Genomic DNA, 11,876 nt, shown 5'->3' with positions numbered 1-11,876 from the left:
CGCCACGGCGATCGAGCGCCAATCGCTGTAACGACCATCACGGCGAACGGGCCTGACTATCCGTCGGGCCCCTCCCTTGACTACCAACACCCGGCCCTCAGCCGATCGATACCCTCCGCAACAGTGACGCTCACCGCGTTATCCGCTGCCCGACGCTCAGCGACTTATCCACAGGCCGAGAACGGACCGCCATCGGAGGGGCCGGAATCGGTACGATGCCTGCATGAGCGCGGAAGCTGTCGGCAGGCACATGCCACCGGTGGTGACGCTTGACGACCTCACCGCGATGATGGCCGCGGACGAGCATCACCGATACGAGATCAGTCCCGAGGGGGCCCTCTCGATCATGCCGCCGCCCGGCTACGACCACGCCATCATCGCGACTCGCCTCATGGTGTGGCTGGCGACCGGTGTGCCGGTGGAGCGGATCGCTCAGGCCGTCGGGCTCCGCATCCCGGGTCGCACCGGCGGGCTCGGCGGGCGTATCCCCGATCTGGTCGTCTGGAACAAGATTCAGAGCAATGGCGTCTGGCTGCCGGTCGCTGATGTGTTGCTGGTCATCGAGATCATCTCGCCCGGGTCAGAGGGTATCGACACGGTGACGAAGCGCAGCGAGTACGCCGCGGCCGGTATTCCTCAGTACTGGATCGTCGACCAGGACTCGACGCAGACGGTGACTATGCACGTTCTGACCGACGGGCACTACACCGCACGGGCCACGATGCCGCTCGCTTGGGTTCTCAACACCACGCCGTCGGAGCACGAGCTCAGCTGAGAACGTCAAGGGTCCGGTCGTGGGGGGGGGGGGGCGCCCCCCCCGCCGGCGGGGGCGGGGGGGGGGGGGGGGGGCCCCGCCCCCCCACGACCGGCTGACGGCTCAGGCTCAGGTCAGGGCGAGGGCGGCGGCATGGTCGCGGAGTTCGGTGTGGCGGAAGTCGTAGAGTCGGCCCTCGCGGCGGAGCAGGCCGGCCTCGTGCAGGGCGGTCAGGAAGCGGCCGGGCCGGGGGCCGACGTCGCTGACGCGCAAGCGGCGGGCCAGGGTCGTGGTGCGGTGGCGGGGCCAGCGGCCGTTCAGGGCGCCGGCGATCTCGAGGTCGCGCAGCAGGTTCCGGGTGCCGGACAGGCCGGTGCGGGTCAGGCTGGTGGTCAGATCGGACGGCCACAGCAGGCCGCGGCGCAGGGCCTGGGCGGCCAGGGCCAGGTCGAGGGGGCGGCACAGCAGCACGGCCAGCGGGCCGCACGGGTCGGTGCGTACGCCCTTGGCCAGGCGGTCGAAGCCGGGGACGGCGCCGGTGATGTTGGGGTGTTCGAGGCGGCCCAGCGCGTCCAGGTAGTCGGCCACCGCGTCCGGGCCGGCCGGGTCGATGCCGATGTGCTGGGCGCCTCGCAAGCCCAGCGGCTCGTCGAGGCCGGTGTCGCCGGTCAGCAGCACCACGGGGGCGTCGGGGCCGAAGAGTTGGTCGACCTCTTCCAGGGCCCAGCGCCGCATCCGGGCCGGCATCTCGTCCAGGCCGTCCAGCAGGAACAGGTAGCGCCCGCTGTGCACCAGGTCCTCGACCGGGGTCCGGCGCAGGGCCGGGTAGGCGCGGGTCAGCCGGCGGGTCAGGAAGCCGGGCAGGTCGTCGGGGTGGCGCCGCGAGCTCATCGAGAACAGCAGCGGCACGAGCGGCGCGCCCCGGTCGGCCAGGCCCTGCCCGGCCAGCGCGGCGAACGTCGACTTGCCGCTGCCCGGGGCGCCGTAGACGACGGCCCGGGCGGTGTCGTGGAGCTCGAGCAGATTCGCGGCCTTCCGGGCGTACTCGGAAGGGGTCCACAACGCTTCGGCGAAGCACAACTGCTGTTCGAGGGGCTCGCCCGGGCGCAGCAGGCGCAGCGCGGGTGGCAGGTAGGGCGCGTTCACGGTGAGACGTCCATGCACAGGTCGACCGGGGCCAGCAGCACCCCCACCACCCCCTGGCTCCGGGCCGAGAGCAGGCGCCCGCCGACCGTACGGTTGCGGGCGTCGTTGAGAACGGCCTGGAGCCGGGCGACCTGGGTGCCGTGGCGGCGCAACACGCTGCCGGACAGCGAGCTGAGGTCGAGCGGGCCCGCGAACGAGCGTTTGCCGCCGCCCGCCGCGGACCCCAGTTCGGCCGCCCGCACCATCCCCACCCCCGAGGTGACGACGGCCGCCGACAGGTCGAGCCGCTCGACCGCCAGCCGCACCGTGGCCACCAGGTCCTCGCCCTGGTCGACCCGTACGAAGATCCGGCTGCCGTCACTCTCGATGTCCATGTCGAGACATTGACTGCGGTAACGGGGAATTCCGCGGGGAACATGGGGGCATGGATTTCCGGTTGCTCGGTCCGGTCGGCCTGTTCGACGGCGACACCCGCATCCACCTGGGGCGCGACGCCGAACTGCCCAAAGTCCAGTGCGTGCTGGCCGCGCTGCTGCTGGCCCGGGCCCGGCCGGTCACCGGCACGTTCCTCGACAACGCGCTCTGGGGCGCCGAGGCGCGCAACCCCGAGACCCGCCGGGGCTACATCGGCGACCTTCGCCTCGCCCTGCGCCGGTATGGCTTCACGCTGCCCCGCCAGGGGCCGGGCGGGGTCTACCGGCTCGAGGTGGCGCCCGAGCGGGTCGACGTGCACTGCTTCCGCTCGACCACCGAGGCCGCGCGGCAACTGATCGCCAAGGGCGACTGGCCGGCCGCGCTGGCCGCGCTCGACCGGGGGCTGAACCTGTGGCACGGCTCGGCCGGCGCGCTGGAGGGGGTGCCCGGCGACTGGGCGGCCGGGATCCGCCGGCAGCTCGACCGGGAGCGGCGCGAGGCGGCCACCCGGCGGGCCGAGGCCCGGCTGCGGTGCGGGCTGGTCGGGCCGGCCCGCTCGGACGCGGAACGGCTGGTCGCGGAGAACCCGGACGACGAGCGGGCGGTGCGCCTCGAGATGCACTCGGCCTATCTGGACGGCGACTACGGCCCGGCCGTCGAGGCGTACGAACGGCTGGCCCAGCGCCTGACCCCGGCTCCGGCCACCAGGACGCTGGCCGACCGCATCCGGGTCCGCGATCCGCTGCTCGGCCCGCCTGGGGGCGACGGGCACGACACCGCACTCCCCCGTCAGCTGCCGGCCGTGACGGCTCACTTCGCCGGTCGTACGGAAGAAATGGCCCGCCTGGCCGAGCTGAGCGACCCGGCCGGCGCGCGGCTGGTGCTGATCTACGGCACGGCCGGGGTCGGCAAGAGCACGCTGGCCGTCCACTGGGCCCGCACGGTGGTGGCCGACTACCCGGACGGCCAGCTGCACGCCGACCTGCTGGGCCGCCGGCGCCGACGGCCCAGCCGCCGGGATCCGGCCGAGGTGCTGCGCGGCTTCCTGGGCGCGCTGGGCGTGCCGCCCGACCGGCTGCCCGCGACCGAGTCCGAGCTGGCCGGACTGTTCCGCAGCCTCGCCGCCGGGCGCCGCCTGCTGATCGTGCTCGAGAACCCGGCCGACGACGAGCAGGTGCGGGCCCTGCTGCCCGGGTCCGACTCGTGCCTGACCGTGGTCACGAGTCGCACCCGGCTCAACGGGCTGGCCGTGGCTCCGGGCGCCGCCGCCCTGACCCTGGAACTGCTCGACGCCGAGGCCGCCCGTGACCTCCTGGCGGCCCGGCTCGGCCGCCGACGTCTCGACCGGGAGCCGGCCGAGGTGGTGGCCGAGCTGATCCGGCTCTGCGCCGGGTTGCCGCTGGCCCTGGCCATCGTGGCCGCGCAGGCGGTCGAGCGGACGGACCTGCCGCTGGCCGATCTGGCCGGTCAGCTCGGGGCCGAGGGGCGGCGGCTCGACGTGATCGCCACCGGCGACGGCCCGACCGATCCGCGGGCCACGTTCGCCTGGTCGTACCACCGGCTGCCGGCCCGCGCGGCCCGGCTGTTCCGGCTGCTGTCCCGCCACCCCGGACCCGATTTCACGGTCGCCGCGGCGGCCAGCCTGACCGGTGAGCCCGATCCGCCGCTGACCGATCTGGCCGCGGCCCACCTGATCAGCTCGCCCGCGCCGGGACGCTTCACGATGCACGCGCTGCTGCGGGCGTACGCGGCCGAGGTCGACAACGACGACGCGGCGGCCACGGTCCGGCTGTTCGACCACTACCTGCACACCGCGGCCACGGCCGATCGCACGCTGGGCCCGTACTCGCACGTGACCGACGGGGAGCCGCCCGCGCCCGGGGTCGTGGTGAGCCCGCTGCCGGACGAAGCGGCGGCGACCGCGTGGCTGCGGGTCGAGGCGCTCAACCTGGCCGCGGTGGCCGAACGGGCCCTGCAGGTCGGGCTCCCCCGCTACGCCGTGCAGCTGCCGCGGATGTCGGCCAACTACCAGATCCGGCAGGGCCGCTGGCACGAGTACCACGAGGCGCAGCTGGTCGCGCTGGCCGGCGCGCAGCGACTCGGCGAGACCGGCGACGTGGCCGACACGCTGATCGAGCTGGCCCGGGCGCTGGGCTGGCAGGGCCGGGCCGAGGAGGCGCTGGGCCAGGCCGAACGAGCCGTCGCGCTGGTCACCGACCCGGCCCGCGTCTATCGGCTGCGAACGTTGCTGGCCTGGCTGCTCGGCCTGCTCGACCGGGTGCCGGACGCGCTGACCAGCGCCGAGCAGGCCCTGGCGGCGGCCCGCGAGTCGGCCGAGCCGCGGGCGGTGGCGGTCGCGCTCAACGAGGTCGGCTGGTGGAACGCCGTGGCCGGCCGGCACGAGACGGCGCTGGCCAGCTGCGCGCTCGCCCTGCACGAGTTCGAGCAGCTGGGCGATCGCAGCGGCATCGCGGCCGCGAGCGACAGCCTCGGCCTGATCCACCACCGCGCCCGCCGCTTCGAGGCGGCGCTCGAACAGTACGAACGGGCCCGCGCCCTGTACGAGGAGCTGCCCGACGTCTTCGAGCACGCGGCCACCCTCGACCGGATCGGCAACACGCTGACCGCGATGGGCCGCCCGGCCGACGCCGCCGACGCCTGGCGCCGGGCCCTGACCCTGTTCAACGAGCTGCAACACCCGGCCGGAGCCGCGGTCAGCCAGAAGCTCGGCCCGGCGTAACCCGGAGCGGACCGTAGGCCTTCCTGTACGAGATCGGGCCCATCACCGGCATCAGGGCGTTCCGCAGCCCGATCGGCAGGCCGGCGATCTTGCTGAACCGGTCGGTGACCGCGCGCACGTGGGCGACCCGGGGGCGGCGCAGTTTCTCGTAGCGGGCCCCGGCCGTGTCGCGGTCGCCCTCGGCCAGCGTGTCAGCCAGCGTCGAGCCCGTCGCTCAGGCCGAGCGCGGCGAGCGCCCGCACCGCGTTGCCGGGCAGGTTGATCGCCAGCCCGGCGTCCTCGGCCGTCGCCCGGCGCTCGACCAGGGCGTACGGGATGTCTCTGTCCCTCAAGGCCCGGGCGAGCGCCAGCCCCGAGATGCCGGCGCCCACCACGAGCACGCGTTCGTCCTCCATGCCGTGATTTTCGTGGGTGGAGGGACGATGTGCGGGCCCGGCCGTGTCGGATGTGCGATCCGGCTCATCGGTGAACTTTCAGCCCAGGCCCACCACCGCCACCATCAGCGGCAGCAGGAGCAGGATGATGATCGCGCCGAGCACGTCGAACGAGATGCCGGAGCGGATCATCGTGGTGATCGGCACGACGCCGGAGCCGTAGACCACCGCGTTCTGCGGGGTCGAGACGGGCAGCATGAAGCCGAACGAGGCCGCGAACGTGGCCGCCAGCGCCGGCACCAGCGGATTCACCCCGGCCGCGACGGCGATCGGGATGATGATCGGCACGACCACGGCGGCCGACGCCGTGTTGCTGGTCGTCTCGCTGACCACGATGGCCAGGATCACGGCGAACGCGGTGATGGCGAACATGCTGCTCAGTCCGAGCGCGTCGGCACTGGAGTTGCCGATGGTCTCGGCCAGCCCGGTGTCGGCCAGCAGCGAGCCGAAGATGATGCCCGTGCCGAACAGGACGATCGTCCCCCAGTCGATGCGGGCGGCGTCGCTCCAGTTCAACGTGTACTCCCGGTCCCGCCAAGAGACCGGCAACAGAAAGAGCAGAGAGGCTCCCAGTACGGCCACCACGCCCTCGTTCAGGCGGGCCGACACGGTGTCGTAGATCGCCGACTCCGTGCCGGCTACCACCGCGATCACGCCCGGGAAGATCCACAGACTCACCGTGACCACGAAGGCGATCAGCGTGTTGCGTTCGGCCACCGAGAACTTGCCGAGCTTGGCCCGCTCGGTCGCGACGTACTCCGCGACCCCCTCGATCCGGCGGATCTCGGGCTTGTTCAGCAGCAACAGCACGACGGCCAGGATCGCGAACATGACCAGGCAGATCGGTGCGGCCATCGCCATCCACTGCGCGAACGAGATGCGCTCGCCGGTGGCCTCCTCGATCAGCCCGCGGCCGATCAGGTTGGGCGGTGAACCGACCGGCGTGAGCAGGCCGCCGACGCTGGCCCCGTAGGCCAGCATCAGCATCAGCGCCGCCCCCACCCGCAGCCGGGTCGGGTCGAAGCCGGGCTCGACCAGCCCCCGGTCCTGCAGCAGCTTGGCGATGACCGACAGGATGCCCAGCGCCGTGGGCAGCAACATCGCAACCGTGGCGGTGTTCGACACGAAGGCCGAGAGCAGGCAGGTCACCACCCCGAACGCGATGATCACCCGAGTCGTGGAGCGGCCGACACCGGGCAGCGACAGCATCCGGAACGCGAACCGCCGGGCCAGGCCGTGCTTGAGCATCGCCTGGGCCAGGATGAAGGCCCCGATGAAGGTGAACACGGTGGACGAGCCGAACGGCGCCAGCACGTCGGCCGCCTCGGCCACGCCGAACACGACGATCAGGGCCACGCCGATCAGCCCACCGATCGGGATCGGCACGGCCTCGGTGATCCAGAGGACGATCACGCCCAGCAGCAGACCGCCGAGCACCTGCTGGCTGGGCGGGATGCTCAGCGGCAGCGCGAGGAAGATCAGGGTGATGGCCGGGGCGAGGAAGAGGCCGACCGTCCGCCGCCCCTTCTCGAATCGCTCCTCGGCCGGGGACAGTTGTTGTTCGCCCAAACTGCGGTAGGTCGCCCCGCCGAGCAGGCGGTTCTCCACATCGGTCTTGGTGCCGTCCATGGCAGCCCCCTTGATCGAGTGATTTACATCACTCGATCTTAGGGCCTAATCACCCAGAAGCGCTTCACCGAGCGGAGTCAGGGTGTGTACGACGGCCTTGCCGGCCCGGTTCGTCTGGATCAGGCGGGCCTCGCGCAGCACGGCGGTGTGCTGGCTGACCGACGCCGCGCTGACCCCGACCCGGCGGGCCAGTTCCGAGGTGGTGCGGCCGTCGCCCAGCGATTCCAGCAGCGACGTGCGGGTCTTGCCGATCAGGGCGGCCAGCGAGGCGCCGTCGGCCGGGCGCAGGCCCGGGTTGAGCGTGAGGTCGTGCTCGATCGGATAGACCAGAACCGGGGGCAGCGTGGTGTCGCGCAGCGCGTCGGGCGTGCCGTACGACAGGAACGACGGCAGCAGCACCAGGCCGCGGCCGTCGAGGTGCAGCGTCTGGTCGAACGGGGTGTCGACCTCGAGCACCGGCGGCTCCCAGCGCATCATCGGGCGGAAGCTGTCGAGCAGCCCCTCGGCCCCCTGGTCGAGCAGCACGCGGGCCCGGCGCGAGCGTTCGGCCTCGATGTGGGCCCGGCCCTCGGCCCAGAACGGGGCGATCGCACTCTCGTACTGTGATTGCAGGGCCCCGGTCAGGCGCTCGAGGATCTCGGTGTCGCCCGCGGCCAGCAGGTTCATCCACGACGGCTTGGGCCCGGCATGGCGTACGAGTTCCTCCAGCTCTTCCCGCAGCCGGGTGGCCGGGGTCGACCTGATCACCTCGAGCGCGGCCGGCAGGCCCAGCGAGCCCTCGGCCGGGGTCAGGAAGTCGGGGTAATACGCCCCGCGGACCAGCGGGAGCAGCAGTTCGAGGTCGTCGCGGCGGCTGGCCCGGAGCGCGTGCTCACGCCAGCGGCCGTAGACCAGCTCGGGAGCGGGGCGGCGCAGGCGCCACACACTGAAGATCGTCTCCCACAGCGGATCGGGCTCGGCCGCGATCCGCACGCGCCCGACATCCTCCGGCGTGAAGTGGATACGCAACACGTCGGCCCCCAGTTGCTATTCAGCAAGCAATCACGGCCGAAAGTCTATCCGGAGGGCGCGACCGGTCAGAAACCAGTCCACGACAAAGATCCGTAGGGCCAGGCCGGCCGTACGGATGGACGGGTGTCGCCACGAGCGGCACCGACGAAACAGGAAAGTCTCGGATATGCACCCCCGATAACGGCATATCCGTCTTGCGACCCAACCTCGTCGGTTCAGCTCGTGGCCGACCCGGCGGGATGACAATCGCCGGTGGAGCGGGGGTGCGACAAGACGTTTAAAGCGTCCCTGAAACCATCGGGCCGGGATCACCCGAACGGCCGATCCGGCCATTACCGTTCAGCCCGTCGGCCATTACCGTTCAGCTCGGAATGGACATTTCCGAAATGGCGGCATCGGGGGTCGTCCGCCGCTTCGCGACCCAGCGCTCGAAGATCAGCGACGTGAACGGGGGAATCGACGCGGCCAGCCCGATCAGCGTGCGCCAGATGGACCAGCGCTCGGTGCGGGCCACCCACAGCGCGGCCAGGATGTAGAGGACGAACAGCAGGCCGTGCAGCCGGCCGAAGAACCAGACGCCCAGGTCGGTGACCTCGGCCACCCGCTTGAGATACATGCCGACGAGCAGGCCCGCCCACGAGAACGCCTCCGCCACGGCGGTGATGCGGAAGATGCGGTACGGCTGCACGTTCGGGCCTCCTGGTTCGAGATCGACCTTGACGGCGCCGATGCTAACCGGGCTCCCTGACAGAAACCGCCGGGGTGACGTGGTCGTCACCCCGGCGTTTTCTCTACTTGAAGGCGGACGGATTGACTTGGACCAGACGGCCGGCGTCCTTCAGGCCGAAGAACCCGGCGATGCTCCACGAGGTGGAGTAGAGCTTGCCGCCGGCGAACTCGATGCCGGTCGGCATGGTGACCGCGGCGTGCTTGATCCGGCCGTGGTCGATGCTGGTCAGACGGCCCACCTTGGCCGGGTTGAACCCGGGCGGCGGCGGGCCCTCACCGGCCGGGGCGCCGAACAGCACCTCGGAGGCGAAGAGCGTGCCGTGCGGGCTGACCGCGATCCCGGTCAGCGACGTGAAGCCGGACCACTTGCGCAGCACCTTGCCGCTGCGGCCGTCCAACTTGTAGATCGCTGCCGCGCCCGGCTGCTCGGCGCCGAGCGTCGAGACGTAGACGTGCGGGCCCCGGACGGCGATACCGGTCGGCACCGAGTCACAGCCCACGGTCCCCGGGTTGGCCTGCGCGCCCTTCTTCAGGCACTCCTTGGTCCGCGGGTTCGGCGGCACGAAGAACGTCGACACCTTGCCGGTCCTCGGGTTGACCCGCAGGACGTCGTTGGCCCCGCCGTCAGCCACCAGCAGACCCCAGCGGGTCGCGACCATGCTGAACGGGTTCGACAACGCGTCATAGGGCTTTCCCGCCTTGTCGAACTGCTTCTGGCGATCCGGATTGTGCTTCAACTCGTATTTCAGAAGATCGGCCAGAACGCGGACGTGATGGCCTTTCCGGTCGGCCACCAGCACCGAGGCCGGCGGGTATTTCGACGGCGGCGCCGCCCCCTCCTCATTCGGCCCGCCGATCAATGCGAAGATCTTTCCATTGGCGGCGGCGACCCCCGACACCCCCGGCATCTTCGAGATCAATGTCGTGCGACGGCCGGACCTCAGATCGACGGCAGTGATCTCCCCACTTTCCGACTCGGCGACCAGGGCCACGTGCGGCGACACCACGTCGAGGCCGAACGGCCCGCTCAGTTTGGTGGTGACGGTCCTGATGGCAGGCTTGGCGCCGCCGTGACCACCCCCAGCCTGGGCGGGCAGCCCGGCCAGCACGACGACGGCGCCCGTCCCCACGGCCGCGACCATTTTCAACGCATGCGTGAATTTCATCCTGTCCCCCCGACAGATTGATTTATGCGTTGTTCGTAAACTCAACCTAGGAACGCCCCGCGCACCCGGCAACCATCCTTTCGGCCAGCGCCCGCGGAAAAAGGACTCCCCCATTTGTGGTTCATTACCGCGCAATAATGTCTGATCAATTCCGGTCGGATGTGCCAGGTTTTCCACTGTGGTCCTCGGGCTCGCGCGGCCGACCTACAGTCGAGGCATGAACCTGCGGTGGTGGTCGATCGAGGTCCTCGACGGTCCTCGCGGCACCGCGCGCGCCTGGCGCGACTCCCTGGGCAACGCCCTGGTCGAGGCGGCCGTCACGCACGGCGCCTACCGATGGGAATGGCACACCCACACCTGGGGTGTGCTGTTCGAAATAGCCTTCAGCACCGACGAGTCGTGGAGCGCCTACCGCGCCCTGCCGTTGGTCTCGGCCGCGCTCGACGCGGTGCCCGATCCGGCGTACGGGCTGTTCATCCACCCCGGGCCGGGCGGCAGCGCCGGTCGATCGCTCCCCCGGCGCCCGCTGCCCATCGCGGGGGCCGGGGCGGCCGAGTTGCCGCTTTCCGACACCCGGCCCGTGCTGCGCCTTACCGGCTGACCCCTGGCCGCGCCCGGCCGACCACCTGGATGCGACGCGCGGTCCTGACGGCCCCGACGCGTGGCCCCGCGCGGCCTGACGGTCCCAGCCCATGGCCCCGCGCGGCCTGACGGTCCCAGCCCATGGCCCCGCGCGGCCTGACGGTCCCAGCCCATGGCCCCGCACGGCCTGACGGTCCCAGCCCATGGCCCCGCGCGGCCTGACGGTCCCAGCCCACGGCCCCGCACGGCCTGACGGTCCCAGCCCAAGGCCCCGCGCGGCCGATCACGTCGATGCGACGCGCAATCCCGGCCTTTGGCCCCGGCCTGGCAAGATGAGCGGGTGCGTGAGGTCATCGACGGCGTTTTCGAGCTGAGCCTGGGTTTTGTCAACATGCACCTCGTCGTCACCGACGACGGGGTGGTCCTGGTCGACACAGGTCTGCCGCGCAATGCCAAACGCATCGACCGGGCGCTGAGCGGCCTGCGCAAACAGATCGGCGACGTGACCGCCGTGCTGCTGACCCATCAGCACTTCGACCACATCGGCAACGTCGCCGACGTCCGCCGCCGCTCCGGGGCCCGGGTCTTCGCGCACGCTGCGGACGCGCCGGGCATCACCGGGGCGATCCGGCCGCCCGAGCCCAAAGGGCTGGCCAAGTTCGCGGCCCGGCTGATCGGCACGGCCGAGCCGACCAAGCTCGACCAGCTGATCACCGGCTCCGAGTCGGAGCCACTGCCCGGCTTCACGGCGATCCACACGCCGGGCCACACCCGCGGACACGTGTCCTATCTGCTCGACCGCGCCGGCGGCATCCTGTTCGCGGGCGACACGGCCTCGGGCACGAAGGACGGCAAAGTGACCTCGGGCCCGACCCAGGTGTCGGTCGACCCGGCCGAGCAGGGACGCAGCCTGGCCAAGCTGGCCACCTACTCCTTCGACCACGCCGTCTTCGGCCACGGCAAGGCCCTCTCGGGCCACGCCGTCGACCGCTTCCGCGAGTACGCCGCCAGCACCGGCGACGCCCCCGCCGGCTGACCCTTCCCACCGCGCCCAAACACCACCGCGCCCGCTGGCCGCTGCCCGCTGCCCGCTGCCCGCTGCCCGCTGCCGATGATCCACCTTCCCCGCACGCCACGGGCGCGGCAACACCGCAGGCGACTATGGGCCCACTCTCAAGTCCAAGCCCACCCGCACCACCCGCACCACCCGCACCACCCGCACCACCCGCACCACCCGCACCACCCGCACCACCCGCACCACCCGCACCACC

11 protein-coding genes are annotated in these 11,876 nt (G+C 71.7%); 4 read left to right on the top strand and 7 right to left on the bottom strand.

Annotated elements, in window-relative coordinates:
• Nucleotides 1-223 precede the first annotated feature (223 nt).
• A complete protein-coding gene (locus tag M1L60_RS07220; protein WP_253236523.1) occupies nucleotides 224-775 on the top strand; it encodes a Uma2 family endonuclease in 552 nt (183 codons plus the stop codon).
• Nucleotides 776-883: 108 nt separating this feature from the next.
• Here the strand turns inward: M1L60_RS07220 and M1L60_RS07215 are convergent, their stop codons facing one another.
• Together M1L60_RS07215 and M1L60_RS07210 are read right to left on the bottom strand one after the other, a co-directional pair.
• Entirely contained in the window at nucleotides 884-1,900 is a 1,017-nt protein-coding gene (locus tag M1L60_RS07215; RefSeq protein ID WP_253236522.1) for an NACHT domain-containing protein, read from the bottom strand.
• Nucleotides 1,897-2,274: a PCC domain-containing protein gene (locus tag M1L60_RS07210; RefSeq protein ID WP_253236521.1), complete on the bottom strand. Its 378-nt coding sequence runs from the start codon at nucleotides 2,272-2,274 to the stop codon at nucleotides 1,897-1,899. The genes M1L60_RS07215 and M1L60_RS07210 overlap by 4 nt, the downstream gene beginning before the upstream one ends.
• A gap of 50 nt (nucleotides 2,275-2,324) precedes the next feature.
• On the opposite strand from M1L60_RS07210, the gene M1L60_RS07205 reads away from it, so the two are divergent.
• Nucleotides 2,325-5,054: an ATP-binding protein gene (locus M1L60_RS07205; RefSeq protein WP_253236520.1), complete on the top strand. Its 2,730-nt coding sequence runs from the start codon at nucleotides 2,325-2,327 to the stop codon at nucleotides 5,052-5,054.
• Nucleotides 5,055-5,245: 191 nt separating this feature from the next.
• Here the strand turns inward: M1L60_RS07205 and M1L60_RS07200 are convergent, their stop codons facing one another.
• From M1L60_RS07200 to M1L60_RS07180, 5 genes are all read right to left on the bottom strand, one after another.
• A complete protein-coding gene (locus M1L60_RS07200) occupies nucleotides 5,246-5,449 on the bottom strand; it encodes an FAD-dependent oxidoreductase (protein ID WP_253236519.1) in 204 nt (67 codons plus the stop codon).
• Nucleotides 5,450-5,527: 78 nt separating this feature from the next.
• A complete protein-coding gene (locus M1L60_RS07195; protein ID WP_253236518.1) occupies nucleotides 5,528-7,117 on the bottom strand; it encodes an SLC13 family permease in 1,590 nt (529 codons plus the stop codon).
• 45 nt (nucleotides 7,118-7,162) lie between these two features.
• Nucleotides 7,163-8,128: an ArsR/SmtB family transcription factor gene (locus M1L60_RS07190; protein ID WP_253236517.1), complete on the bottom strand. Its 966-nt coding sequence runs from the start codon at nucleotides 8,126-8,128 to the stop codon at nucleotides 7,163-7,165.
• 361 nt (nucleotides 8,129-8,489) lie between these two features.
• Nucleotides 8,490-8,816, bottom strand: coding sequence for a DUF3817 domain-containing protein (locus tag M1L60_RS07185; RefSeq protein ID WP_253236516.1), 327 nt, complete (start codon nucleotides 8,814-8,816; stop codon nucleotides 8,490-8,492).
• A 103-nt stretch (nucleotides 8,817-8,919) separates the two neighbouring features.
• Nucleotides 8,920-10,023: a ScyD/ScyE family protein gene (locus tag M1L60_RS07180; RefSeq protein WP_253236515.1), complete on the bottom strand. Its 1,104-nt coding sequence runs from the start codon at nucleotides 10,021-10,023 to the stop codon at nucleotides 8,920-8,922.
• A gap of 217 nt (nucleotides 10,024-10,240) precedes the next feature.
• On the opposite strand from M1L60_RS07180, the gene M1L60_RS07175 reads away from it, so the two are divergent.
• Both M1L60_RS07175 and M1L60_RS07170 read left to right on the top strand, forming a co-directional pair.
• Nucleotides 10,241-10,624, top strand: a complete 384-nt coding sequence (locus M1L60_RS07175) for a hypothetical protein (RefSeq protein ID WP_253236514.1) — start codon at nucleotides 10,241-10,243, stop codon at nucleotides 10,622-10,624.
• A gap of 321 nt (nucleotides 10,625-10,945) precedes the next feature.
• Nucleotides 10,946-11,641, top strand: a complete 696-nt coding sequence (locus M1L60_RS07170) for an MBL fold metallo-hydrolase (RefSeq protein WP_253236513.1) — start codon at nucleotides 10,946-10,948, stop codon at nucleotides 11,639-11,641.
• Nucleotides 11,642-11,876 lie beyond the last annotated feature (235 nt).

Origin of the sequence: Paractinoplanes aksuensis (assembly GCF_024137025.1) — a bacterium.
GTDB classification, from domain to species: Bacteria; Actinomycetota; Actinomycetes; order Mycobacteriales; family Micromonosporaceae; genus Actinoplanes; species Actinoplanes aksuensis.
This window is presented reverse-complemented; position numbering and strand designations above follow the sequence as displayed.